The sequence below is a fragment of the Rubellimicrobium arenae genome (assembly GCF_017916275.1).
Classification (GTDB): Bacteria; Pseudomonadota; Alphaproteobacteria; order Rhodobacterales; family Rhodobacteraceae; genus Rubellimicrobium; species Rubellimicrobium arenae.
Genome location: NZ_JAFMST010000003.1, coordinates 354,788 through 379,366 on the forward strand (window position 1 = coordinate 354,788; position 24,579 = coordinate 379,366).

Consider the following 24,579-nt stretch of genomic DNA (forward strand, 5'->3'; position numbering starts at 1 on the left):
CCATGGATCGGCGGGGCTCAGAACCCGGCCTTGATCTCCTCGAAGGTCTGGGCGTGGCGTTCGCGCGACTCGATGGAGATCGGCAGCTGGGCAAAGATCGGGGCGCTGATCTGGCCCAGGCCCGACGCGGTCAGGTCCTCCTGAGTGATGTTCTGCATGCCCAGCGTATTGGCGCTGCCCCACCCGGCCGAAACGAGGGCCGGCGCCGTCTCGGTCGACAGGAAGGCATTGGCGTAATCGTAGACCTTGTCCTCGGAGCCGGGGCCGTTGACCATGTTGACGAGGCCGCAAAGCCAGATGGAGGAGCCCTCCTGGGGCTCGCGCTGGAAGCCGATGGGGCGGCCTTCCTCCTTCATGGTGGGGAAGGTCTCGTTCCAGGCCCAGGCCACGAGCACCTCGCCCGTGCTCATCAGTTGCGCCAGCTCGGCGGGGTCGGTCCAGTAGGTGCGCAGGTTGGGGTGCACCTCGCGGAGCCACTGGGCGGCGGCCTCGAACTGCGCGTCGGTGACGTTGGTCCAGTCGGTCACGCCGGTGGCGAGGTAGGCCAGCGCCCAGGCGTCGTCCACGTTGTCGGGCAGGGCGATGCGCCCGGCGTATTTGGGGTTCTTGAACACCTCCAGGCTCGCCACGTCCTCGGCCGGCACCTCGTCGGGGTTGTAGGCGATCGCCGTGGTGCCCCAGTCGGTCGGGATGAAGTACACGTCCCCCTGACCACCGATCTGCGTTCCCGTCAGGTTGGCGTCCAGGTTGGCGTAGTCGGTGATCTTGGACGTGTCCCACGGCTCGATGAGGCCGGATTCCTGCCATTTGATGACCGAGCCCGAGCAGATATGGGCGACGTCTGCCTGGAAGCCCGAGCGCACCTTCTGGAAGGCTTCCTCCTCATCTCCGAAGAACGAAAAGGTCGGATCCGCTCCGTTCTTGTCCAGGTAAGGCTGGTGGAACTCGGGCGTTTCGAAGCCGGGATAGTCGAGCACGGTCAGCTCGGCGTCCTGGGCCTGGGCGACATGGCCCATGGCGACGGCGGCGAGCGACGCGGCGCCCAGAAGGGTCGCGAATTTCATTGATCGTGTCTCCCGTTGGACAGCGTGGCGGTACAGGAGAAACGTTATGGAGCCCGATCGGCTCCTTCAAGGGCCGGAGTCCCGGGCCGCTGGTCAAGGCTCCTCATCGAAGAGCGAGCTTGCGGGGCCCGTGCGCCCCTGCCACCCTGCCGCCGTGACGAAGGGAGAGCCTCATGCTCGTGACGGCCGATTGGTGCCGTATGATGGCGCGCTACAACGCATGGCAGAACAGTGGCTTGTTTGAGATCGTGGCCGCGTTGCCCGAAGACGAGCTCTTGCGGGATCGGGGGGCCTGGTTCGGATCCATCCTGGCCACCCTGAGCCATCTTCTGTGGGCGGACCGAACCTGGATGGGCCGGATCCGTGGTGACGCGCCAAGCCTCGGGGGCATTCCCGAAAGCGTCCGCATGGCGCCCACTGCGGCCGCCTGGGCCAAGGCTCGACGCGAGACGGACGACGACCTCCTGCATTGGACGGCCCAGCTGCCGGACGCTGCTCTGGACCAGGGACTCACCTGGGTCCCGGCCAGCGGCGGGCCACCGCGCACGCAGCCGCTGGCGATCGTGGTCTCGCATATGTTCAATCATCAGACCCACCACCGGGGTCAGGTCCACGCCATGCTGACCGCAGCCGGCGTCCGGCCGCCACCGACCGACCTGATCGCCATGCCCCACCAAGGAGCCATCTGATGAAAGCCCTCCTGGTCCAACAGCGCGACGCAGGTCTCGACGCGGCCGTGACCGACGTCGCGGACGACCGCCTTCCGGACGGCGACGTCACCGTGGCGGTGCGGCACTCCACGTTGAACTACAAGGACGGCCTGTGCCTCACGGGGGGCGGGGGCCTCGTCAGGACCTATCCTCATGTCCCGGGCATCGACTTTTCCGGTGTCGTGGAAGAGTCGTCCGACCCGCGCTGGAAGCCCGGCGATCCCGTGATCCTGACAGGCTGGCGGGTCGGGGAGACGCGGTGGGGCGGCTATGCCGAGCGCGCCCGCGTCAAGGGCGATTGGCTGGTCCGGGTGCCCGAAGGGCTCTCGATGCGGCAGGCCATGGCGGTCGGAACGGCCGGGCTCACCTCGATGCTCGCCATCCTGGCCCTCGAGGCCCACGGCCTTGCGCCCGACCATGGCGAGGTGCTCGTGACGGGGGGCTCGGGCGGCGTGGGCAGCGTGGCGGTGATGCTGCTGGCGGCGGCTGGTTACCGGGTCGCTGCCGTCACCGGCCGCCCGGAGAACGAGGACTACCTCCGCAGCCTTGGCGCAGAGCGGATCGTGCCGCGCGACGCCCTGGCCCAGACCACGTCCCGGCCGCTTGAATCCGAGACCTGGGCCGGCTGCGTGGATGCCGTCGGCGGGGCGATGCTGGCCAGGGTGCTGGGACAGATGAAATACCGCGCGTCGGTCGCCGCGGTCGGCCTTGCGGGAGGATCGCAGCTTCCGGCGACGGTCATTCCTTTCCTGCTGCGAGGCGTGAACCTCCTTGGCATCGACTCGGTCATGGCTCCGATGCCCGAACGGGAGGCGGCTTGGGCCAGGATCGCGCGCGATCTGCCCAAGGACAGGATGGAACCCATGATCGCCCCCGCCCGGCTGGAGGACTTGCCCGACCTGGGGCGGGCGATCCTGGACGGCCGGGTGAGGGGCCGGGTCGTCGTGGACCTTTGATCCGTGACGCCGGTCCCAGCCCCTTGCAGCTTCGCTTCGCTTCGGATCTTTCACACGCCATGACAGCCCTGGACATCGATTGGGTTCGCGCCCAGTTCCCCGCCTTCGCCGTGCCGGCCCTCCAAGGGCAAGCGTTCTTCGAGAATGCAGGAGGATCGTACCCCTGCGCCCAAGTGGTTCATCGGCTGACGCGCTTCTACACGGAGCGGAAGGTCCAGCCTTACGCGCCCTATGTCGCGTCCCAGATCGCCGGCGCCGAAATGGACGAAGCACGGACCCGCCTCGCGGCCATGCTCGGCGTCGCGACGGAGGAGTTGTCCTTTGGACCGTCCACCACCGCGAACACCTATGTCCTGGCCCAGGCCGTGCGCCGGTGGCTTCGGCCGGGCGAGGCGATTGTGGTCACCGATCAGGACCACGAGGCGAATTCCGGCCCTTGGCGCCGGCTGGCCGACGACGGCATCGAGGTGCGGGAGTGGCGCCTCGATCCAGCCACCGGCCACCTCGATCCCGAACGGCTCGAGGAGCTGTTAGCGGACGGCAGGGTGCGCCTGGTCTGTTTCACGCATTGCTCGAATGTCATCGCCGAAATCAATGATGTTTCTGGAATTTCGGCTTTATGCCGGGCGCATGGCGCGCGCACCTGCGTCGATGGGGTCAGCTATGCGCCGCATGGCCTGCCCGACGTGGGGGCTCTGGGCTGCGACGTGTACCTGTTCAGCGCCTACAAGGTGTTCGGGCCGCATCAGGGCATCATGGTCATCCGAGAGGACTTTGGACGCGAGCTGCCGAACCAGGGCCACTTCTTCAACGGTGACGTCCTCTACAAGAGGTTCACTCCGGCGGGGCCTGACCACGCCCAGATCGCGGCCTCCGCTGGCATGGCCGACTACTTCGAGGCGCTGTCGTCCCGCCATGGCGGCCCCTCGACGGGTGCCGCGGCGGCCCGGATGGCCCATGACCTCATGAGAGCGCAGGAGGTAACCCTCCTGCAACCGCTGCTGGATGCGCTTGCCTCACGGAACGATCTCCGGCTCCTGGGGCCGACCAAAGCCGAGAACCGGGCGCCGACCGTTGCAGTGGAGTTGCCGGGGCCGGGCGAAGAGGCGGCACGGAGACTGGCGGCCCGGGGCATCATGGCAGGGGGTGGGGACTTCTATGCCGTCCGTCCGCTCAGGGCGATGGGGATCGACCCCGCCAAGGGGGTCCTGCGGCTCAGCTTCACGCATTACACGTCCGAGCAGGACATCGATCGTCTGATCGACGCCCTGAACAGCCTCAGGGCTAGCTGAGACGCACGGTAGCGGCCTTGGTCCGATCCGACCTGAACTGATCCTCCACTCTGGCGAACCGCCCATGACCGAATCCACATCCCCGATCCTGCTATGGTTCCGGCGAGATCTGCGTCTGTCCGATCATCCCGCCCTGAACGCGGCCGTCGCAACGGGCCGGCCGGTCATCCCCATCTTCCTTCATGACGAGGGGATCGAGACACTGGGGGCGGCAGCGCGGTTGCGGATCGGCTTCGCTGTCGGTGAACTCGCCCGCGCTCTTGAAGCCTTGGGGAGCCGGCTCATCCTCCGGCGCGGACCGGCGCTCCAAAGCCTGACGGCTCTGGTCAGCGAAACCCAGGCCGGCACAGTCTGGTGGAGCCGTCTGCACGATCCCATGTCGCAGCGGCGCGACGAGGCTGTGTCGCACGGGCTCCGGGCGGCGGGAATCGAGACGCGGGCCTGGCCCGGGCATCTGCTCTTCGAGCCCGAGAAGGTCGCGACCGGAACAGGTGGCAGCTTCAAGGTTTACGGCGCGTTCTTCAAGTCCATCGTGAACCGCGATCCCGGCCTGCCTCTGCCCGCTCCGGATCGGCTGATGGCCCCTGCGTCCTGGCCTCGATCGGACCGGCTCGAAGATTGGCGCCTGTCTGCGGCCCTGCGGGGCGGGGCTCCGATCGTGGCCGCCTGGCAGCGCCCAGGCGAGCGACGTGCCCACGAACGGCTCGAGTGTTTCCTGGCCGAGAAGATCGGTTCCTACCCCGAATCCCGCGAATACCCGTCGCTGGACGGCACCTCGGGTCTTTCCGAGAACCTGACCTATGGCGAGATCAGCGTCCGCACCTGCTGGCGGGCCGGCCTTGCGGCTCTGGAACGGGGGGAAGCCGGAGCGGACCGGTTCCTTCGAGAACTCGCCTGGCGGGAGTTCTCGCATCATCTCCTGTTCCATGCCCCAGGGCTCGCCATGGACCCTTGGCGGCCCGAATGGCGATCCTTTCCCTGGACCGACGACGCCGAGGCCCCGCTGGTTCAAGCTTGGAAGAAGGGTCGGACAGGCGTCCGACTGGTCGACGCCGCCATGCGCGAGATGTACGTGACCGGCCGGATGCACAACCGCGCGCGCATGATCGTTGCATCGTTCCTGACCAAGCACATGATGGTCCATTGGCGCGTGGGCCTGACCTGGTTCGAGGAGTGTCTGACCGACTGGGATCCAGCCAGCAATGCCGTCAACTGGCAGTGGGTCGCCGGATCGGGCCCGGACGCGGCCCCGTTCTTCCGCATCTTCAACCCCGTGGCGCAGGCCAAGACCTATGACGCCGAGGGCCGCTACGCCCAGCGCTGGATTGCCGAGGGACAGTCGGACGCGCCTGCGACGGCCCTCAGCTTCTTCGAAGCGGTCCCGCGCTCCTGGGGCCTGTCGTCCCGCGATCCCTATCCTGCGCCGGTGCTGGACCTAGCTCTGGCTCGGGAGAGGGCGCTGGAGGCCTTTCGCGCGCGGTCGCGCCGTGTCGAGGCCGTCGGAGGTGACGCGTGACAAATCGGCGCAGAGGCTTAACTTTGCCCGGGGAATGACAAACAGGGGCAGCGGCCGATGATTCTCACCTCCACTGAGGGGCAGGACAACCTGCCGCGTTACTTCGCGCAGGTCTTCGCGGTCGCCGAGCGCCTGCCCCGAGGGAGGCTCGACATCGTGCTGCCGGATGGCCGGCGCTTTCGGGCCGAGGGGCGCGAGCCCGGGTATGTCGCCGAGGTGGTGGTCCACAACGCCGACCTATTCGCTCGAACGGTGCGGGAGGGCCACCTGGGCTTCTGCGACGCCTATCTGGAAGGCTGGTGGTCCACGCCGGACCTGATGGCCTTCATGGACTTCATGAACGACGAGGCCGACGATATCTACGACGGCTTCCCCGGCGCGTTCTTCGTCCGGGCCTACGAGCGATTGCGCTTCTGGCTCCAAAGCAACACCAAGCGCCAGGCGCGCAAGAACATCAGCTACCATTACGATCTGGGCAACGAGTTCTACGGCCTTTGGCTGGACGAGACGATGACCTATTCGTCGGCCCTTTTCGACCGGGGGCAGCAGAGCCTGGAGGCCGCGCAACGCCGCAAGTACGAGAGCATGGTGGATCAGATGGGCGCCAAGCCCGGCGAGCACGTCCTCGAGATCGGCTGCGGGTGGGGAGGCTTTGCCGAGTATGCGGCCAAGGAGCGGGGGCTGCGGGTGACGGGGCTCACCATTTCCAAGGAGCAGCTCGCCTATGCGCAGGACCGGATCGCCCGGGCCGGGCTTCAGGATCGGGTCACGCTCAAGCTGCAGGACTACCGGGACGAACAGGGCGTCTACGACGGCGTGGCGTCCATCGAGATGTTTGAGGCGGTGGGCGAGAAATACTGGCCCGTCTACTTCGAAACCCTGAAGCGGTGCCTCAAGCCGGGGCGCAGCGCGACCTTGCAGATCATCACGATCTCGGACCAGCGTTGGGATCTGTACCGCTCGGGCGTCGACTTCATCCAGAAGTACATCTTTCCAGGCGGGATGCTCCCCAGCCCCAAGGTGCTGCGGTCCGAAGTCGAGAAGGCGGGACTGCGAGTGCTGAACTCCATCGAGTTCGGCGAAAGCTACAGCCAGACGCTTCGCCGGTGGCACGAGACCTTCAACGGCCGGTGGGACGAGGTGGCCCGGCTCGGCTTCGACGAACGCTTCCGGCGGATGTGGAACTTCTACCTCGCCTCCTGCGCGGGCGCGTTCCACGGTGGAAGCTGCGATGTCACCCAGATCACGATGGCCAAGCCGGCCTGACGGGGGCAGGGCCGCGGCGTTCCGTAAGGGGGTCGCAGCCACGGTTCCTGCGGTCCGGCCCGCGAGGGGGCCGACCGATCCGCTGGACGCGCCCTGGCTTTTCGTCGAGAACGTTCCTGCTATCGCGGTGCCCGTGTCGGGATCGGCGCTCCGGCACGGAGCAGCCGGGGCAGGGCTCGCGACCGAATGGATGGTGCGCGATCTCACATGACTACATTCTTCTTCTACGGCACGCTTCGCTATCGGCCCATGCTCGAGCTTCTGTCCGGCGGGACGGGGGGGGCTGAGTGCCGGAACGCCGAACTGCCCGGCTACCGCGTCCTCCGATCGGTCGAGGGTGACCTGCCGATCCTTGTCGAGGATCAGGCCGCGAAGGCGGTCGGCACGTCATGGACGCTCTCGCTCGATGCCCAGGAACGGCTCGACGCCTACGAGCTGCCCTTCGGCTACACGCGGCGAACTGTCACCATCCTGGTCGAAGGGGAGCCGGCGCAGGCCGAAGTCTACTTCCCACCTGAATCGCTGAAGGTCGGCGAGGAGGACTGGTCCTTCGAGGGATGGCTGCGGCACTCCCTTCCGCTGCCAATGCGCCGCGCGGCCGAGATCGCCGCGCATGAGCCGCCGCTCGTGGGGCAGGCGCTCCAGCAGCAGGGGCCGATGATCGATCATCGCGCGGCGGCATCCCTGCGCGCCCGCGCGGCCCCGACATCCCTGCGCCACCGCGCCGCCCCCGAGGACTTTGAGCTGCGTCGCATCCGTCCCCCGGCAGGAAGCTTCTTCCGTTTCGAAGGCCTGGAGGTGGACCACCGACGGTTCGACGGAAGCCGGGCGGCTGGCCTGCCGCGGGAGGTCATGGTCGGCGCCGATGCGGCGCTGGTGCTGCCCTATGACGAACGACGTGACCGTGTGCTGCTCGTGGAGCAGTTCCGATCGGGCCCGGCGCGCCGCGGCGACCCCCAGCCCTGGATCCTGGAGCCCGTCGCCGGCCTCGTCGACGCGGGGGAGACACCCGAGGAGGCTGGACGGCGCGAAGCGCAGGAGGAGGCCGGTCTCGAGATCGACACCCTGATCCCGATGTTCACCGGCTATGCGTCGCCCGGAAACGCAACGGATCATTTCTACGCCTATCTCGCGCCCTGCGACCTGCCCGACGATCACGCCACCTCCGGTGGCCTCGAATCGGAGCAGGAGGACCTCAAGCTGCATCTTCTCTCCTTCGATCAGGCCATGGCGCTTCTGGACTCCGGAGAGGCGAACGCCGTGCCGCTCATCTCCATGCTCCTGTGGCTGGACCGATGGCGCGCCGGGCGGCGCTGACCGCCACGCTGGGACAGGGGGCGGAGAACCACTCGGCTCCGCCCGCTCGCCTTGAGTTTCGCGGGAGCCCTCCCTAGACAGGGGGCGCAACCAGAGGCCGCTTCCATGTCCCCCATCAAGTCCGACCTTGCCGCCACCGTGGGCAACACGCCCCTGATCCGGCTTCGCCATGCCTCCGAGGCGACGGGGTGCGAGATTCTGGGCAAGGCCGAGTTCATGAATCCGGGCCAGTCGGTCAAGGACCGGGCTGCCCTCTACATCATCCACGAGGCTGTTCGACGGGGTGAGCTGCGCCCCGGCGGCACCATCGTGGAGGGCACAGCCGGCAACACCGGCATCGGCCTCGCCCTGGTGGGCGCGTCCATGGGATTCAAGACGGTGATCGTCATCCCCGAGACGCAGAGCCAGGAAAAGAAGGACATGCTGCGGCTGGCGGGGGCGGACCTCGTGCAGGTTCCGGCGGCCCCTTACAAGAACCCGAACAACTACGTCCGCTATTCGGGCCGCCTGGCCGAGGAACTGGCGCGCAGCCTGCCCGAAGGCGCGATCTGGGCGAACCAGTTCGACAACCTCGCCAACCGCCAAGCGCATATCGAAGGCACCGGCCCCGAGATCTGGGAGCAGACCGGCGGCAAGGTGGATGGAGTCGTCTGCGCGGTGGGGACCGGCGGCACCCTCGCGGGGCTGGCCATGGCGCTGCAGCCGCGGGGCGTGAAGGTCGGGCTCGCGGACCCCGAGGGCTCGGCCCTCCACAGCTTCTACACCGACGGCACCTTCGAGATGCCGGGCAACTCGATCACCGAAGGCATCGGCCAGAGCCGGATCACGGCCAACCTGGATGGCATCACGCCGGATTTCTCCTGGCGCATCCCGGACTCCGAGGCTCTTCCGATCGTGTTCGACCTCCTGGAGCACGAAGGGCTGTGCCTGGGCGGCTCGTCGGGCGTCAACGTCGCGGGGGCGATCCGCATGGCGCGCGAGATGGGCCCCGGCCACACCATCGTGACGATCCTCTGCGACTACGGCACGCGCTACCAGTCCAAGCTCTGGAACCCGGAGTTCCTGCGGGAGAAGGGGCTGCCGGTGCCGCGCTGGCTGGATCGGGCTCCGGCGTCGATCCCGGGCGTCTTCGAGGACTGATGCGGGGCGCAAGGGCCGTCCTGGTCGCGCTTCTGCTGGGATTCGCATCCCCGGCCGCGGCCCAGGACGAGGCGGTCAGCCCGCCCCCCGAAGCGGAGGTGGCCGAGGAAGCGTCCACCGAGGTCGCGGCGGAAACCTCGGCCGAGCTTCCCGGCCCCGATTACGCCGCCTGGGCCGAGACGGCATCGCGGGCCGAAGCCCTGTCCGAGGCGGGTCGCGGATCGAACTTCGCCCTGAGCCGCCTGCGCGAGGAGATCGTCGGCTGGCGAGACGTCTTTGCCGAAGCGCAGGCGGCCAATGCCGCGCGGATCGCCACCGTCGATGCTCAGATTGCGGCCCTGGGCGCGGCCCCCGCCGAGGGCGAGCCCGCCGAGGATCCCCGCGTCGCCGAACGGCGGGCCGCGCTTGCCGCCGATCTTGCCCGCCTGCGAGCCCCGGGGCTCCTGGCCCAGGAAGCGTATGTGCACGCCGACGGCCTAGTTGGAGAGATCGACGCGCTGTCGCGGAGCCGTCAGGCGGCGGCCCTTCTCGCCCGGAGCGCGCCCCCCCTCGATCCCCGGATCTGGCCGGAGATGGCCGATGCCGTGGTGACGCGGGTCATCGGGCTGTCCAAGGAATTGACGACCTCGGTGCGCAGCGAGGCGCGTCGCGCCGTCTTTGCCACGAACTGGCCGCTGGCGGCGATGTTCGGGATCGTCAGCGTCGTGCTGCTGGCGCGCGGCCGCCAGTGGATCTCGAACCTTGGGGCGCATTTTTCAGGAAGCAAGCCGCGCGGGCGGTTCCGGGGCGAACACGCGGAGAACGTCGTCCGCCTCGCTGTGTCTGTCGGTCGGGCCCTGGTGCCCCTCGGGGGGCTCCTGGCCCTCGCGGCGGGCATCGAGGCAACCGGACTGTTCGGAACCCGGGTCCTGGCCTTGGTGCGCGCCGTGCCGCTGGCGGGCGTCTGCGTCATCGCCACCGCCTGGCTTTCGAGCCGATTCTTCGGGACCGATCGGGTCAATCCGCCGCCCTTCGACTTTCTGCCTTCCATCAAGGAGGCCAGCGGCACGCATCTGGTGCGCGCGGGCTGGATCCTGGCCGCCGACGTCCTGATGCGGGCCTTCCTGTCGACCGGCGACATCGCCCCCGAGGTGAAGGCCGGTCTCTTGCTGCCGACCGAGATCCTGCTGGCCCTGGTCGTGTTCCAGCTCGGCCGCTGCCTCGCCCAAGCCGGGCAGCCCGCGGGATCCCCAGAGGATGAGGACGAAGGGATCGCCTTCCGCCGCCGCATCGTCGTGGTGCTCGGACGGGCCATCCTGGGGATCGCCATCATCGCTCCCATCCTCTCGATCCTCGGGTTCCACCGGGTGGGCGGGGCGCTTCTTCTCCCCAGCGTCATCACGATGGGCCTGTTCGGGTTGCTGATCGTCCTGCAGTGGTTCTCGGCGGACCTGTATGCCCTGCTGATGCGCCGCGACACGATCCGGGATGCGCTGCTGCCCGTGCTCGTGGGGTTTGCGCTTTTCCTGCTGGCCCTTCCGCTGCTGGCCCTGATCTGGGGGGCCCGTCCCGAAGATCTCGTCGAGGCCTGGACCCGGTTCCTGGGTGGCATCACGGTCGGCGAGACGCGCCTGTCGCCCGGACAGTTCGCCACCTTCGGGCTGGTCTTCACGGCGGGCTGGTTCCTGACGCGGGTGGTTCAGGCCACCCTGCGATCGACGGTTCTGCCCAAGACGCGTCTCGATGCGGGGGCGCAGACGGCGGTCGTGTCCGGTCTGGGCTATCTGGGTATCACGCTGGCGGCGCTGCTCGCCGTCACGGTCGCCGGGCTCGATCTATCGAACCTGGCCATCGTCGCCGGGGCCCTGTCGGTCGGGATCGGCTTCGGTCTCCAGAACATCGTCCAGAACTTCGTGTCTGGCATCATCCTCCTGATCGAGCGCCCGATCAGCGAAGGCGACTGGATCGAGGTCGGGCCGCGCATGGGTTATGTGCGCGACATCTCGGTTCGGTCGACGCGGATCGAAACCTTCGACCGGACCGACGTGATCGTCCCGAACGCGGATCTTGTGTCGGGGCAAGTGGTGAACTGGACCCGGGGCAACCTTGTCGGGCGGCTGATCCTTCCGGTGTCCGTGGCCTATGGCAACGACGTCGAGCATGTGACTCAACTCCTCCGCAGCATCGCCGAAGGGCACCCGATGGTGCTTCTGGCACCGCCCCCGGCCGTCGTGCTGGCGGGCTTCGGTGCCGACATCCTGAACTTCGAGATTCGGGCCATCATCCGCGACGTGAACTTCGGCACCACGACCCGGAGCGAGATCAATCAGGAGATTGCCAAGCGCTTTCTCGAGGAGGGCATCCACACGGCGGCCACGCCAGCGCCGCCGCCACCCCCGCCCAAGCCGATCGCCTGAGGCGGAACCGGGCCGCGCCGCCCCAACATCGTCAGCGACAGACCTTCAGGGCGCCGGGGGCTGGACTCCCTAAGCGAGTTCTTTCGGCCCTATGCATGCGACAAGGGGGCCGGACAGGTCCGACGCCGACCTGATCTGGCGAGTCGTGGCCGCTCGCCGTGCAGCGGCCGCAAGGGCCAGGAGACCCGCAGCAGCCGTGTAGGCCGTTGCAGGAAGCGGGACCGGAGCAGGATTGGACGGCAGAGGGACCGAGGGCGAGCTGAAGGCAAGCTGCGACACGCTCGAGGGGAGGGCCTGCTCGGAGTCGACTAGGCCAAGGCGGTCGGCCAACGAGGCCTGCCTGTCGCACCAGGCGCGGTTGAGGCCGGCCATCTGCTCGGCCGAGTCGGGCGAAAGCAGCGGATCGATCAGCATCGCCCGGTCGGCGAGGTCATCCAAATGAACGCACGGATCGGTCGGGATTCCCCCTGCCTGAACCGGACCAGCCAAAAGAGCCAGCAGCAGCACCGTGGCGATTGGGCCCAGTCGGTCGGCGTCGCTCCGACCGTGCTCCGTCCTACCGAGGGCGAGCGAACCGGGGGCAGTCCGTCCCGCCTCATCCATCCTGCACATTTGATCAGCTTCCTAGCAGGAAACCAGGCTGGTGAGGCATGGACCCTGCTGAGTCTCGTTACCTATGCAGCAAGACTACGCCTTCCGGCTGATCCGGCCAATCCGTCCCAGCCCCGGCATTGCGGCGGCGGCGGGGCGGCCATGACCTGACCGCAAGATGCGGCCCGCCCCCGATCCATTCAGGTCCCGGGTCAGTCTATTGTCCTTGGGGCCGCCTTACGGGCCCGGAGGAGGTCCGCAGCTGTCCCCCAGAACCAGGGTCGGCTGGAACACCACATGCCGCGGTTCCTCGTTCGTGCGCCGGTGGATGCGGTCGATCAGAAGCCGCACGGCCTCGTTGACCATGTCCGTGGCGGGATGCTCGGTGCGGGTCAGGCGGGGGCGGAACACACGGCTTCCCGGGATGGTGTCGGTGGAGGCGATCGAGACGTCGGCCGGGCAGCGCAGGCCAAGATCTGCCAAGGCCCGCAGCACGCCCAGGGCCATGACCCCGTTGGCCACGTAAAGCCCGGTGGGTCGGTCCGCGCGCGCAAGCATGTCGCGCGCCTGGGCGTATGCGACCTCTTCCCGGAACTCGCCGCTGCGCAGATGCTCCGGCCGCAGGCTGAGTCCCCGGGCGGCAAGGGCCTCCATCATGCCGGTCCGTCGCGCGCGTCCGGTCGAGAGGTGATCGGGGCCGGTGATTGCTCCGATCCGGACATGCCCAAGGTCGGCCAGGTAGTTGGTGACGTCCGCCGCCGCCTGACGGTTGTCGAGCGTCACCGTGTCGAGGCTCAGCCCTTCGACGGACCGACCGAACAGAACCACGGGTCGGCCCTTGGCCAGGCCGGAACGGGCATAGCGCTTCGGGTCGTCGGCGGGAACAAAGATCAGGCCGTCGCATGAAAGGCGCGCGACCCGGTCCAGGATGCGCCGTTCGTTCTCGGGCGTTTCGTCGCTGTTGAAGACGACGAGCGATCGGTCCCGCGCACCGACCGCAGCCTCGGCCGCGCAGACGATCCGGGCGTAGAAGGGACTGGCCAGGTCGGCCACCACCAGCGCGACGAGGCCGCTTGCCCCGCGCTTGAGGCTGCGGGCGGCCTGGGACGGCGCATAGTCCAGCGTCGCGATGGCAGCTTCGACCCGGGCCTTGAGGGTGGGGCTCACATAGGCTGTGCCATTCAGCACGGCCGAGACGGTTGCCGTCGAAACCCGCGCCGCCTTTGCCACGTCCTTGATCGTCGTCATCGGTCCTCAGCGAAACGCTTCGCTGAAGCTATGCGGAATTTTCTCATGCTGCAATGAGAACGGCGCTTGAAAGCCGGCTAGATATGCGGAAGCTTGGCGAAACGGTTAGCCAACCCGCCGGATCGAGCGGGGTGCACCGGAGCCACTGGGGAGGATGAACATGACGCGCACTCGACTGACGCTTGCGGTGGTGACCGGAATGGCCGCCGCCCAGGCCGCCGCCGCACAGGACGCGCCGCTCGTGGGGATCGTTTCGATCTCGGCGACCGAGGCCAACAACGTCCGTTACATCCAGGGCGCGACAGCCGCGGCCGAGGAACTCGGATGGCAGGTCTCGGTGATCGACGCCGCAGGAAGCGCCGATCAGGCCAATTCGGCCATCCAGAACTTCGCCCAGCTTGGCGCGACCGCGATCGTGGACATGGTCTTTCCGTTCTCGTCCATCGGGGCGGGGCTGGACGCCGCCTCGCAGGCCGGCATCCCGGTCGTGACCTGGGGCGGAGGACTGGGCAGCACGGTCGCCGCCACGAACGGATCGGGCGGACCGATGGCCGAGCCGGTGATCCAGGAGATGCTGGACGCCATGCCGGACGGCGGCAGCGTCCTTGCCCTGACCTACCGGACCGGCGAAGTCTGCCGGAACCGCGAGGCGGTGCTGGACCAGATGCTGAGCGGGCGCAGCGACATCGAGGTCACCAAGAACGAGGTCCGGATTCCCGGCTTCTTCGAGGATGGCGCCCAATACGCCAATGCCTGGCTCGCCTCGCATCCTCCGGGGGACGGCGCGCTGGCGATCTGGGGTTGCTGGGACGATCCGGCGATCGGCGCCATCGGCACGCTGCGGCAGCAGGGACGCGATGATGTCCGGGTCTATGGCGTGAACGGCAACGCACAGGCGCTGGAGAACATCCGCAACGGGCACATGGACGCGACGGCCTGGCAGGACAGCTACTCCGAAGGCTACAACATGGTGAAGCTGCTCGAGGACATCGTCGCGGCCGGGGATAACTGGACCCCGCGGGCCGAGGAGGTGCCGGCCGTGCTGGTAAATGCCGGCAACGTCGAGGACTTCCTTGCCGAGCACCCCGAGGCGCTGGGCCAGTGAGGACCGGCGTCCCGTGCAGATGAGCGCCATGGAAGTCGGGCAGGGGCGGCGGGCCGTCCCGCCCCTGCTGGCGGTGTCCGGCCTCGCCAAGGCCTATGGCGGCGCGCGGGCGCTTTCCAGAGCATCCCTCGAGATTGGCCCCGGCGAAGTGCATGGCCTCGTCGGCGCGAACGGTGCGGGCAAGTCCACCTTCATCAAGTGCCTGGCCGGTCTGACCCGGCCCGATTCCGGCACCATCGAGATCGATGGCCAGCCGGTCGGGCCGCTGACCCCCCAGGCCGCGGGCGACCTCGGGATGAGCTTCATCCATCAGGAGCTCGCCTTCGTGCCCGGCATGACCGTTCTCCAGAACATCATGCTGGGGCTGCCCAAGAAGACGCGGTGGGGCATGGTGGACTGGGCCGCGATCGCCCGCGACGTGGCCCCGGTCGCGGCACGGACAGGGATCACGGCGCCGCTGTCCGCCAACGTGAAGGGCCTGTCCATCGCCGAGAACTGGCTCATCAACATTTGCCGGGCCCAGATGAGGCGGGCCAGGCTGATCGTCATGGACGAGCCCACGGCGTCGCTGTCCGCCAAGGAAGCGGGCGCCCTGTTCCAGGCCATCCGCGACCTGTCCTCGGCGGGCGTGGCGGTTCTTTATGTCTCGCACCGTCTGGACGAGATCCTGGACCTGTGCGCTCGGGTCACGGTGTTTCGCGACGGGCAGAGCGTGGCCGAACTGTCCGGTGCCACGCTGACGCGCCGCAACCTCATCGACCAGATCGTCGGCGGGCGCCGCGCCGAAGCCGCGGCCAAGGTGGACCACACCCGACCGCAGGTGGTGCTGTCCGTGCGCAACCTGGCCCGCCCGCCGCGGGTCCATGGGGTCAGCTTCGACCTCCGCGCGGGCGAGGTGCTGGGCATCGGCGGCCTTGTCGGCGCCGGGCGGACCGAGCTGGCCCGGCTGATCTTCGGGGCCGACATGGCTCTGGCGGGCGAGATGCGGCTCAACGGGACCTCTTATGCCCCACGCTCGCCCGCGGCGGCGGTCAAGGCCGGAGTGGGGCTCGTCCCGGAGGAGCGGCGCGCCGAGGCGCTGGTCCTGCCCAAGAGCGTGGCCTTCAACCTGCAGATCGCCAATCTCGCCAAGGTGGTCCATGGCCGGGCGCTGCCCTTCGTCAGCACTCGCCGGCGCGAGGCGATGGCCCTTCGCATCATCCGCGACCTGGCCGTCAAAGTCCCAACCTCCGGCACGCCGGTCGAGCGGCTGAGCGGCGGCAACCAGCAGAAGGTGGTCATCGGCCGTTGGCTCCTGCGCGCGCCCGGGGTGCTGATCCTGGACGAGCCGACGCGCGGCGTGGACATCGGGGCGCGCGCCGAGATCCATCGCTTGATCCGCGATCTGGCCGCCAGCGGGACCGCCATCATCGTGATCTCGTCCGAGCCGGACGAACTGCCCGACCTTGCCGACCGGGTGCTGGTCATGGCCGAGGGGCGCGTCGTGCGCGAGCTCACCGGCTCCGGGATCACGCGGCAGGCCATCGTCGCCGCGAGCTATGCCGGACAGGCCGACCATTCCGAAGCCCGCAACGGAGACCCGACATGACCGACGCCACCGTCCGTCCACGCCTCCTGTCCCCCAGGACCAAGGTCTGGCTGGGCACCTTTGCGCGATGGGGCACGATCCTCGGCCTCGCCGCGATGATCCTGGCCTTCGCCTGGCTGTCTCCGCGGGCCTTTCCGACGGTGCTGAACTTCACCAACGTCCTGAACCAGGCGTCTCTCACCATGATCATCGCGGGCGGGCTGACCGTGGCTGTTCTGGTGGGCGAGCTGGACCTGTCCATCGGCTTCGCGGCAAGCCTGCATGGCGTGCTGGTGACGGGGCTGATCGTGGCCAGCGGCCTGCCCATTCCGCTGGCGGTGGTCCTGATCCTGGCGGCGGGCGCGCTGGTGGGCCTCGTGAACGGCCTGATCGTCACCAAGATGAAGGTGAATTCGGTCATCGCCACGCTGGGCGTCGGGACGGTGCTGACCGGCCTCAGCTTTGCCTACTCGTCCGGGGTGCCGATCGTGTCGGGGGTGCCCGAGGCCTTTCTCCAGATCTCCCTCGGGCGCTGGCTGTTCGGCATCCCCAACAACATCGTGCTGATGGTCCTCGTGCTCGGGGGGCTTTGGCTGCTCGTGGAGCGCACCGCCCTCGGTCAGGAGATCCAGGCGGTCGGGGGCAACCCTGCTGCCGCCCGCCTGGCCGGCATCGACATCGACCGCATCAAGATCATCGGCTTCGTGATCTCCGGGGTCTGCGCGGCGCTGGTCGGCATCCTTCTCGCCTCGCGGCTGGGCAGCGGGACGACGAGCGCGGCCGACAGCTATCTCCTGACCGCCTTCGCCTCGGTCTTCCTGGGATCGGCGACCCTGCGCGACGGCGAATTTCACATCCTGGGCACGCTGGTCGGCGCGTTGATCATCGCCTTCGGCTTCAATGGCCTCAACATCTTCGGCGCGCCGACCTGGTCCCAGTACGTCTTTCAGGGCTCGATCCTGATCATCGCCGTCGGGTTGTCGAGCCTGGGACGGCATCTCGCTGAAAGCTGACACGATTCGTCGAAAGGAGCCGCACATGACCGCCGCGCCGACCTGGGAGGTGTTCGTCCTCGAATACGCGAGGGCCAAAGACCAGCCCGTGGACAGCCTGATCAACGGCACCCACGACGATGGCCTGATGGACACGCCGTTTGCCTTCGTGTTCGCGCGGTCAGGCGGGCGCAATGTGCTGGTGGACACCGGGTTCATGCGCGAAGGCATCGGCGCCGAGATGTCGGAGCGGTTCAACGTGCCGGAGTGGATCAGCCCCCTCCGCCTCCTGGCCGAGCTGGGCGTCGCACCCGAAGACGTGACCGACATCGTCCTGAGCCATGCCCATTTCGACCACATGGGGTCGATCCACAAGTTCCCCCGGGCCCGCCTCTACATTCAGAAAAGCGAGCTGCTCTCGTGGCACGAGGCGATGGCTCTGCCCCGGCAGTTCGGCTACCTGACCGCGATCATCAACCCCGACGACCTCCGTTCCATGTTCGACGCCTCGGTCGAGCATCGGGTGACCCTGCTGGATGGGGACCGGGACAACCTGCTCCCCGGCCTGCACGCGCGGTTCGGTCCGGGGCACACCATCGGGCAGCAGTTCGTCGTGCTGGAAACCGCGCGGGGCAACGTCGTCGTGTCGGGCGATTGCGTCTATGGGGCCAGGAACCTCACCGGTCATTCGCATGACGGCGTCTACGTCCCGCTCAACAACGCGATCGGCAGCGTGTGGGACCAGCTCAGGACGATGGACCGGATCAACGACGCCATCCAGGGCGACCTCGGCCGGCTCATCATCCTGCACGACGTGGAGCGCTGGAAGGACATGCCGGTCCAGGCCGAGGTCGAAGGCTTCAAGATCGTCCGGGCCGCCTGAGGCGACGGTCCCCCCAACCTCTGCGGTCGGCGCCTCGCAGGGCCGGCGGCCAGCGCCGGGCGGGGTCGTGGCGGCGCTTACCAGCGCCCGCAAACCCCTTCGCCGATCAGGATCTCGCCCACGTTCTCCCCGGAGGCGGAGAGGGAGCAGGTTCCAAGCTCCCAGTCCTGTCCCCGCCGTCCATCGAGGGTGCAGGTGACGGCCTGCCCCTGCACGAGGTCGCGCATGAAGAGCGCGGCGCTCCGGCCCTCGTCGGTGCCGATCTTGTCGCAGTCGAGGTTCGCGAGCCGGACCGGCACGCCCGCCACCTCGATGGTGCCGCCGTCACGAACATCGGTCACCCGGCCCTGGATATCGAAGCCCGCCGAGCCTGACGGGGGAGTCGGGCGGTCGGGGGCCTGCGCAGGCGCGACGGGCGCGGCCGGGGACCGCGCCGCTGCGCCAGGAGCCGGGTCGTCGGCGACTGCCGGACGGTCCGCACGGCTCGAAAGGGCGGCGGGCCACCAGCCTTCCAGTCGGTCGAAGCCGCCCCCCAGGTTGTAGGCGGTGAGGCCGCCTGCGCAAAGAAGAAGGAGGACGCTGGCCAGATTGGGGCGGCGACTGGGCGTGCGGCCCCGCGACGTCGTCCGGGTCCGGGCCCTTGGACGCCGGGTCACGGCTGCACCTCGCCGGATGGCGTTGCGGCAGACGGCCGAAGGCGGATTGGACGACCGCATGTCCTTCCTGGTTCGCCAAGGGGATGACCAAGCCGGGAGCCGAGCCGCCGGACGCGCCCAGCGAGAGAAGCTGCCCTGCGGCCGAATGGCTGGAACGGGGTAGGGTCCACGTGGTCCTGATCGGTATCGCTCATCGCCCCGGTCGTCTCCTTGCCAAGTCGAACGCCTTTGGGAGAGGCGCTGCGGTCCTGAGGTCATCTTGGACGTCTCGCGGCTGTTGGGCCAGTCATCCGATGGATCGGTTGGCGCCAGGGCAGGGGGCTCGGCGCGACCTGGCTGAGCGGCGCCTGTTTCGGTGGCCAAGGCACGTGCCGGTGATCAGGTCAGGATCTGTCACCAGGTCCGTCACGGCCCCGCCCTTTCGACCGCCTGCCTGCCCGCCGTCCCCGAACCTGACGCGGGTGCCCGAGCTGAGCCCGCCTCGGGATCGTTTCGCGGGCGAAAACGGCAGGTTCTCCATCCCTTGGCGGAAAACTGCCGTCACAAAGTTCCCGAACCGGGACGGGGACTTGCCGGGGCGGAGCTGCCCATTCGGTCCGAACCGTGGCGCGCTGGCCCCAAGGAGGGCGCCAACGTGCCCTGACGGCCAAACTCATGCCCTCAAGGAACGGCGGAGTCCGCCTGAGCGGCGACGGCCCAGTCGCCTGTCAGCCATTCAGACGCAGAGGCGCACCCCGTGACCAATCCGACCATCACGGTCTCCACGCAGGCCGAACTGACCGCAGCCCTGAAGCAGCTCAACGGCGGAGGCGGGACGATCCTGCTCAGGGAGGGCAACTACGGCAGCCTGTCGCTGAACGCGCAGTCCGGCTTCGACATCACCTTCAGCGACCGTGTGACGCTCAGATCCGCCGATCCGCTTCACAAGGCCGTCTTCAGCAGCGTCGATGTGCGCGGGGCCGCGAACCTGGCCGTCGATGGCCTCAAGTTCGACTACACCTACAAGGCCGGCGATACCCTGACCACCAAAGCGGCGAGCTTCTCGGGGTGCAGCAAGCTCGCCATCACCAACTGCGTGGTGGACGGCGACGTGGCGTCGAACCTGTCCGCCGCGGCGAACGGCTTCGGCTTTGCCCAGGGTCTTGTCGTCCGGGGCTGCTCGGACACCGTCATCGAGGGCAACGAGCTTTCGAAGTTCTACCGGGGCCTGTCCGTGACCGAGAGCCAGCGGGTCCTGGTCAAGGGCAACGACATCCATGACATGCGGATGGACGGCTCGTGCTTTGCCCAGGTCGAGGACATCACGATCGAGGGCAACCACATCCACGACTTCAAGGGCTCGCCGACCAGTGGTGACCATTGCGACATGATCCAGTTCTGGACGACGGCCACGACGGCGCCGTCCCGGAACGTCGTGATCCGGGACAACGTGCTCGATATCGGAAACGGGACCGCCACCCAGTCGATCTTCATGCGGAACGAACTTGTCGACACCCGCGCCGCCGGGGCCGAGATGTTCTATCGGAACGTCGTGATCGAAGGGAACACGATCACCAACGCCCATCTCAACGGCATCACCGTCGGCGAGACGAACGGCGTTACCATCCGCAACAACACGCTGCTTCATGATGACGGCGCGGCCAGGGACGGCGCCGACCCGGAGGTGGAGATCCCGCGCATCAATCTCGCCAGCGCCTCCACTGCCGTGCTGATCCAGAAGAACGTGACCACGGCCGTGCCCTCGGCCGCCGGGCACGCCGACTGGATCGTGTCGGACAACGTGCTGGTCCAGGTCACCGATCCCCAGGCGCCCGGCTACATCGGCAACCTCTTCGCAGGCTCCTCGCTCAAGCTCGAGGACGGCATCCACCATTGGGTCGCGCTCCAGGGGGGGATCATCGACCAGTTGAACGCGGGCTCCGCCCTGACCCAATCGGCCGGAGCGGGCCTCCAGCCGCTCTTCCATGTGCAGCACGAGGACCGCGCGACCCGCATCTACGACGCCAGCCTGTCAACCCTGAACGGGGCCGACCTTCCCAAGGGCACGACCTACAGCTGGACCTTCGGCGATGGCACGACGGCGACCGGCTGCAAGGTGAGCCACAACTACACCAGGGGCGGGGACTACACGGTTCAGCTCACGGTCAAGCTGCCCGATGGACAGACCGCGACCGAGGCCGTGCAGGAAGCCGTCGACCATTCCAAGGTCCTGAGCCTTGCGAACGGGCACTTCTATGCCGTCGACCCGGCCTCGACCGCCGACCTCGGGCTCGAGGCGAAGTGGACCTCGGACGGCCTGCAACTGGGGGGCACGACGCCGTCGGCGCAGGTGGCGCGCAGCCAGGTGGCCGATCTGGCCGATGCCGATGACTTCACATTCCAATTCAAGCTGGACGCCGACCGGGTCGGAGCCTCGGGCGAGGTGTCCCGTCTCCAGGGCTGCCTGGTGACCAAGGTGACGGCGGCGGGCGAGCTTCAGGTGCAGATCTGGGACCAGACGAACGTCGTCCGGTCCCTGACCACCACGGGCGCCAGGCTCAACGCGGTGGCCGAACTGGATCACCGGGTGATGATCGACCTCGACGACGGCCGCCTCCAGGTCTGGATCGACGGAGCCAAGAAGGGTGACATGGCCTTCGCGGGCGGGGTCGGCGGCCATAGCGGCTACGACACGCACAACCTGTTCTTCGGCAATCCCTGGGGGCAGGCGAGCTTCAACGGCGACGTCACGGATGTGGCCCTGACCGTCGGCGCGGGCGAATACGGCGCCACCCCGGCCACCTCGCTTCTGGCGGCCGAGGACACTCTGGTCTTCACCGACGCGGCCCGGGCCGAGAACCTTTCGCTTCTCTCGGCGCTGTCCGACCTTCACTGGATGATCTGATTCCCTTAGGGGGTCGTGGCCTGCGACTTCGGCCTGCCGCGGCCCATCCAGGGTGGCAGGTCGTGTGCCACTGCCGGTGCTCCATAGGTCGGGCGCACGGAGAGGGCGGCCGTCGCGAGGCGCGATCGCGACGAAGCAGGACCCGTCGACAGGTGCCGGGTCTTGGCCGATGATGCGGGACCCCGGGGTCCAGGCCCCGCATCGGTCTGCACAGGATTAGGACATGACCAAACTGATCGGGATCTCCGGCAGCCTGCGCCAGGGCTCCATGAACTCGGCCCTCCTCCGGGCGGCTCGCGATCTCATGCCGGAGGGATCGAGCCTTCGGATCTGCTCCATCTCTGGCATCCCGCTGTATGACGGGGACGTGGAGCAGCGCGAGGGCATTCCAGCAGCCGTGGCGGACCTCAAGGAAGCCATCGCCGAGGCGGACGGGCTGATCCTCGCCACGCCGGAGTACAACAACTCCGTGCCGGGTGTCCTCAAGAACGCCATCGACTGGCTGTCCCGTCCGGCGTCGGACATTCCGCATGTGTTCGGCGGCAAGCCGGTGGCCCTGATGGGCGCTTCGCCCGGACCGTTTGGCACGCTGCTGAGCCAGACCGCCTGGCTGCCCGTGTTCAAGACCCTTGGCGCCCAGCTCTGGAGCGGGGACCGCCTGTTCGTGTCGCGGGCGTCGGACGTCTTCGGCGAGGATGGAACATTGACCGATGCCAGGATCCGGGAACGTCTGACCCGGTTCCTGCTCGGCTTCGATGCCTTCGCCCAGGCCCATGGGCCGGTCAGGGATCGTGCGGTGCCCGATTGAGCAGGCGCGCGGCCCGATTGGACCGCTGTTCAACCGCCTGATCCCTCGCGGGCCAGCCAGGCGCGCACCGCGCCCGGGTCCGGCGCCCGGAGCGTCGCGATGCTGGGACCGGGACCCACCTTGACGGCCAATCCGCCCAGCCCGGCGGCGACGGCCATCGCGTCCTCGTCGGTGGTGTCGTCGCCCAGCATGATCGGGCGGCGTCCCTGAAACGGCGGCGCCTGCATGAGGCGGGTCAGGGATGATCCCTTATGGGCCGCCGCGGGCTTGACCTCGACGACCATCTTGCCCGCCTGAACGACATGGCCCGGCACGATCCGCGCCGCCGCCTGGGCTGCGGCCAGGCAGGCCTCCTCCTGATCCGGCGCGGCCCGGTAATGGATCGCCGCGACCGGACCCTTGATCTCCAGGCGCACGCCCGGGCGGCTCGCGACGTCGACCAGGGGCGCGAGGAGACCCTCGGCCGGCTCCATCGTCGTAGGGGGAGGGGCGGCTCCCGGGGGCAGGACCTCGATCCCATGCCCACCCAGGCGCCACAGCCCTGCGGGGACGCGGCTGCCCAGGTCCCGAAGGTCGCGCCCCGAGATCACGGCCAACGCGCCGCCAAGGTGTCCGGCCAGGATCTCCAGGTCCTCATGCGTCGAGGGAGGAAGCCGGATGGCGTCCGGATCGGGACCGATCTCGGCCAGGGTCCCGTCGAAGTCGAGGAAAAGCGCGTCCCCGGGGCGGAGGCCGAGCGTCTCCAGATCGCCAAGGGTCATGCTCCGCCCCCGGCGATGGCCTCGAGCTCGGCGATGAAGGCCCTGCGCCAGGCGGCCACGTCGTTCGTGCCGACCTCCTCGTCCAGGGCCCGCCATCGCTCGATCCGTTCCTCCCTGGACATCTCAAGCGACCGGCGGATCGCGTCGGCGACCCCGGCCACGTCGTGCGGATTCACGAGCAAGGCGGCCCCCATCCGTTCCGCCGCGCCGGCGAACTCGGACAGGATCAGCACCCCGGGATCGTCGGGATGCTGGGCCGCGACGAACTCCTTGGCCACGAGGTTCATGCCGTCGTGCAATGGCGTCACCAGCCCCACGCGCGCGAGCCGGTAAAGCCCAGCCAGCACCTCGCGCGGGTAGCCGCGGGCGAGGTAGCGGATCGGCGTCCAGTCGAGGTCGGAGTAGTCTCCGTTCACCTGCCCGGCAAGGCGGTCGAGCTCCTCGCGAAGGTCGCGGTAGGCGCCCACCGTCTCGCGCGAGGGAGGGGCGATCTGGATGAGGTTGACCCGGCCGCGCAGGTCCTCGTTCTCGTCCAGGAGGCGCCCGAAGGCGCGGAGCCGCTGCGGCAACCCCTTGGAATAGTCCATGCGGTCGGCCCCGATCACGAGCGCCCGGTCGCCGATGATGCGCCCCACGCGTTCTGCCGCCGCGCTGGCGTCCTGCCCCTGCGCGAAGCGGCGGAATTCGTCCGCATCGATGCCGATCGGGAAGGCCTCGACCCGGATCGTACGGCCAAAGGCCTTCAGGCGGCCGTCCGGCAACTCTTCGGCGCCATGATGTTCGGCCATGTAGCGGCGGAAGTTGCCCACGTCGCGCATGGTCTGGAAGCCCAGGAGGTCGAATTCGGCAAGGGCGCGGGCAATCCTCTGGTGCTGCGGCAGCGCGGAAAAGATCTCCGAGGGCGGGAAGGGGATATGGAGGAAGAAGCCGACGGGCTCTTGCCAGCCGTTGTTGCGCAGCTCCTGGCCCAGCAGCAGGAAGTGGTAGTCATGCACCCAGACGATGTCATCGCGTCGCAGGAGCTGGTGCAGGAGCCGGCCGAACCGTCTGTTCACCCCCGCGTAGCAGTCCCAGTCGGAATCGTCGAAGCGCGCAAGGTCGATCCGGTAATGGAACACCGGCCAGAGCGCCCGGTTCGCGTAGCCCAGGTAGTAGCCCTGCTGTTCGGCCTCGGTCAGGTCCGCCAGGGCGAACTCGACGTTGCCCTCGGCCACCAGCCGCACCCCACGGGTTTCCCGCTCGGCGATCTCGCCCGACCAGCCGAACCAGAGCCCGCCGCGCTCGGTCAACGCATCCCAGAGCGCTACGGCGAGCCCTCCGGCGCGATCCTCGCCCGGAGCGGCGGTCCTGTTCGAGGCGACGACAAGGCGGCCCATGGCGGTGTTCCTTCGGTCTGGACGTCGTTGACGGGTGGGATCGTCGGGTGC

19 protein-coding genes are annotated in these 24,579 nt (G+C 68.4%); 14 read left to right on the top strand and 5 right to left on the bottom strand.

The window, feature by feature from the left end:
* Positions 1–17: 17 nt before the first annotated feature.
* Complete coding sequence (locus tag J3P31_RS06480) at positions 18–1,064, bottom strand: extracellular solute-binding protein (RefSeq protein ID WP_210527592.1); 1,047 nt, start codon at positions 1,062–1,064, stop codon at positions 18–20.
* A 173-nt stretch (positions 1,065–1,237) separates the two neighbouring features.
* Between J3P31_RS06480 and J3P31_RS06485 the strand changes: the two genes are divergently transcribed.
* The 8 genes from J3P31_RS06485 to J3P31_RS06520 all read left to right on the top strand — a co-directional run bounded on the left by J3P31_RS06485 (position 1,238) and on the right by J3P31_RS06520 (position 11,657).
* Positions 1,238–1,753 (top strand): DinB family protein, encoded by a 516-nt coding sequence (locus J3P31_RS06485; RefSeq protein WP_210527593.1) that lies wholly within the window; start codon positions 1,238–1,240, stop codon positions 1,751–1,753.
* Positions 1,750–2,730, top strand: a complete 981-nt coding sequence (locus J3P31_RS06490) for an MDR family oxidoreductase (protein WP_438270290.1) — start codon at positions 1,750–1,752, stop codon at positions 2,728–2,730. Before J3P31_RS06485 ends, J3P31_RS06490 begins: the two co-directional genes overlap by 4 nt.
* Positions 2,731–2,789: 59 nt before the next feature.
* On the top strand, positions 2,790–4,022 hold the full coding sequence (locus J3P31_RS06495; protein ID WP_210527595.1) for an aminotransferase class V-fold PLP-dependent enzyme: 1,233 nt from the start codon (positions 2,790–2,792) through the stop codon (positions 4,020–4,022).
* A 64-nt stretch (positions 4,023–4,086) separates the two neighbouring features.
* Positions 4,087–5,538 (top strand): cryptochrome/photolyase family protein, encoded by a 1,452-nt coding sequence (locus J3P31_RS06500; protein WP_210527596.1) that lies wholly within the window; start codon positions 4,087–4,089, stop codon positions 5,536–5,538.
* A 57-nt stretch (positions 5,539–5,595) separates the two neighbouring features.
* On the top strand, positions 5,596–6,804 hold the full coding sequence (locus J3P31_RS06505) for an SAM-dependent methyltransferase (RefSeq protein ID WP_210527597.1): 1,209 nt from the start codon (positions 5,596–5,598) through the stop codon (positions 6,802–6,804).
* A gap of 207 nt (positions 6,805–7,011) precedes the next feature.
* Complete coding sequence (locus J3P31_RS06510; RefSeq protein WP_210527598.1) at positions 7,012–8,121, top strand: NUDIX domain-containing protein; 1,110 nt, start codon at positions 7,012–7,014, stop codon at positions 8,119–8,121.
* A gap of 105 nt (positions 8,122–8,226) precedes the next feature.
* Entirely contained in the window at positions 8,227–9,261 is a 1,035-nt protein-coding gene (locus J3P31_RS06515) for a cysteine synthase A (RefSeq protein ID WP_210527599.1), read from the top strand.
* Positions 9,261–11,657, top strand: a complete 2,397-nt coding sequence (locus J3P31_RS06520) for a DUF3772 domain-containing protein (protein WP_210527600.1) — start codon at positions 9,261–9,263, stop codon at positions 11,655–11,657. The genes J3P31_RS06515 and J3P31_RS06520 overlap by 1 nt, the downstream gene beginning before the upstream one ends.
* A gap of 828 nt (positions 11,658–12,485) precedes the next feature.
* Here J3P31_RS06520 and J3P31_RS06525 read toward each other — a convergent pair.
* On the bottom strand, positions 12,486–13,496 hold the full coding sequence (locus J3P31_RS06525; protein ID WP_210527601.1) for a LacI family DNA-binding transcriptional regulator: 1,011 nt from the start codon (positions 13,494–13,496) through the stop codon (positions 12,486–12,488).
* A gap of 160 nt (positions 13,497–13,656) precedes the next feature.
* Here J3P31_RS06525 and J3P31_RS06530 point away from each other — a divergent pair, with 160 nt between their 5' ends.
* From J3P31_RS06530 to J3P31_RS06545, 4 genes are read left to right on the top strand one after another with little or no spacing between them, the layout of a single operon-like run.
* On the top strand, positions 13,657–14,601 hold the full coding sequence (locus tag J3P31_RS06530; RefSeq protein ID WP_210527602.1) for a sugar ABC transporter substrate-binding protein: 945 nt from the start codon (positions 13,657–13,659) through the stop codon (positions 14,599–14,601).
* 19 nt (positions 14,602–14,620) lie between these two features.
* Positions 14,621–16,189, top strand: coding sequence for a sugar ABC transporter ATP-binding protein (locus J3P31_RS06535; protein ID WP_210527603.1), 1,569 nt, complete (start codon positions 14,621–14,623; stop codon positions 16,187–16,189).
* Positions 16,186–17,181: an ABC transporter permease gene (locus J3P31_RS06540; protein WP_210527604.1), complete on the top strand. Its 996-nt coding sequence runs from the start codon at positions 16,186–16,188 to the stop codon at positions 17,179–17,181. The genes J3P31_RS06535 and J3P31_RS06540 overlap by 4 nt, the downstream gene beginning before the upstream one ends.
* 25 nt (positions 17,182–17,206) lie before the next feature.
* Entirely contained in the window at positions 17,207–18,043 is an 837-nt protein-coding gene (locus J3P31_RS06545) for an N-acyl homoserine lactonase family protein (protein WP_210527605.1), read from the top strand.
* A 77-nt stretch (positions 18,044–18,120) separates the two neighbouring features.
* Here J3P31_RS06545 and J3P31_RS06550 read toward each other — a convergent pair whose 3' ends face one another.
* Positions 18,121–18,699: a thermonuclease family protein gene (locus J3P31_RS06550; protein WP_210527606.1), complete on the bottom strand. Its 579-nt coding sequence runs from the start codon at positions 18,697–18,699 to the stop codon at positions 18,121–18,123.
* A gap of 736 nt (positions 18,700–19,435) precedes the next feature.
* Between J3P31_RS06550 and J3P31_RS06555 the strand changes: the two genes are divergently transcribed.
* The gene (locus J3P31_RS06555; RefSeq protein ID WP_210527607.1) at positions 19,436–21,583 is read left to right on the top strand and encodes a right-handed parallel beta-helix repeat-containing protein; all 2,148 of its coding nucleotides are present in this window, start codon (positions 19,436–19,438) and stop codon (positions 21,581–21,583) included.
* 223 nt (positions 21,584–21,806) lie between these two features.
* Positions 21,807–22,391, top strand: coding sequence for an NADPH-dependent FMN reductase (locus J3P31_RS06560; RefSeq protein WP_210527608.1), 585 nt, complete (start codon positions 21,807–21,809; stop codon positions 22,389–22,391).
* A 29-nt stretch (positions 22,392–22,420) separates the two neighbouring features.
* Here J3P31_RS06560 and otsB read toward each other — a convergent pair whose 3' ends face one another.
* Both otsB and J3P31_RS06570 read right to left on the bottom strand, forming a co-directional pair.
* A complete protein-coding gene (otsB, locus tag J3P31_RS06565; protein WP_210527609.1) occupies positions 22,421–23,152 on the bottom strand; it encodes a trehalose-phosphatase in 732 nt (243 codons plus the stop codon).
* Positions 23,149–24,528, bottom strand: a complete 1,380-nt coding sequence (locus J3P31_RS06570; protein WP_210527610.1) for an alpha,alpha-trehalose-phosphate synthase (UDP-forming) — start codon at positions 24,526–24,528, stop codon at positions 23,149–23,151. Before J3P31_RS06570 ends, otsB begins: the two co-directional genes overlap by 4 nt.
* Positions 24,529–24,579 lie beyond the last annotated feature (51 nt).

Bases quoted from the DNA above. Each gene is read 5' to 3' on its own strand.
- J3P31_RS06480 (WP_210527592.1), bottom strand. From the start codon at position 1,064: ATGAAATTCGCGACCCTTCTGGGCGCCGCGTCGCTCGCCGCCGTCGCC.
- J3P31_RS06485 (WP_210527593.1), top strand. From the start codon at position 1,238: ATGCTCGTGACGGCCGATTGGTGCCGTATGATGGCGCGCTACAACGCA.
- J3P31_RS06495 (WP_210527595.1), top strand. From the start codon at position 2,790: ATGACAGCCCTGGACATCGATTGGGTTCGCGCCCAGTTCCCCGCCTTC.
- J3P31_RS06500 (WP_210527596.1), top strand. From the start codon at position 4,087: ATGACCGAATCCACATCCCCGATCCTGCTATGGTTCCGGCGAGATCTG.
- J3P31_RS06505 (WP_210527597.1), top strand. From the start codon at position 5,596: ATGATTCTCACCTCCACTGAGGGGCAGGACAACCTGCCGCGTTACTTC.
- J3P31_RS06510 (WP_210527598.1), top strand. From the start codon at position 7,012: ATGACTACATTCTTCTTCTACGGCACGCTTCGCTATCGGCCCATGCTC.
- J3P31_RS06515 (WP_210527599.1), top strand. From the start codon at position 8,227: ATGTCCCCCATCAAGTCCGACCTTGCCGCCACCGTGGGCAACACGCCC.
- J3P31_RS06520 (WP_210527600.1), top strand. From the start codon at position 9,261: ATGCGGGGCGCAAGGGCCGTCCTGGTCGCGCTTCTGCTGGGATTCGCA.
- J3P31_RS06525 (WP_210527601.1), bottom strand. From the start codon at position 13,496: ATGACGACGATCAAGGACGTGGCAAAGGCGGCGCGGGTTTCGACGGCA.
- J3P31_RS06530 (WP_210527602.1), top strand. From the start codon at position 13,657: ATGACGCGCACTCGACTGACGCTTGCGGTGGTGACCGGAATGGCCGCC.
- J3P31_RS06535 (WP_210527603.1), top strand. From the start codon at position 14,621: ATGAGCGCCATGGAAGTCGGGCAGGGGCGGCGGGCCGTCCCGCCCCTG.
- J3P31_RS06540 (WP_210527604.1), top strand. From the start codon at position 16,186: ATGACCGACGCCACCGTCCGTCCACGCCTCCTGTCCCCCAGGACCAAG.
- J3P31_RS06545 (WP_210527605.1), top strand. From the start codon at position 17,207: ATGACCGCCGCGCCGACCTGGGAGGTGTTCGTCCTCGAATACGCGAGG.
- J3P31_RS06560 (WP_210527608.1), top strand. From the start codon at position 21,807: ATGACCAAACTGATCGGGATCTCCGGCAGCCTGCGCCAGGGCTCCATG.
- otsB (WP_210527609.1), bottom strand. From the start codon at position 23,152: ATGACCCTTGGCGATCTGGAGACGCTCGGCCTCCGCCCCGGGGACGCG.
- J3P31_RS06570 (WP_210527610.1), bottom strand. From the start codon at position 24,528: ATGGGCCGCCTTGTCGTCGCCTCGAACAGGACCGCCGCTCCGGGCGAG.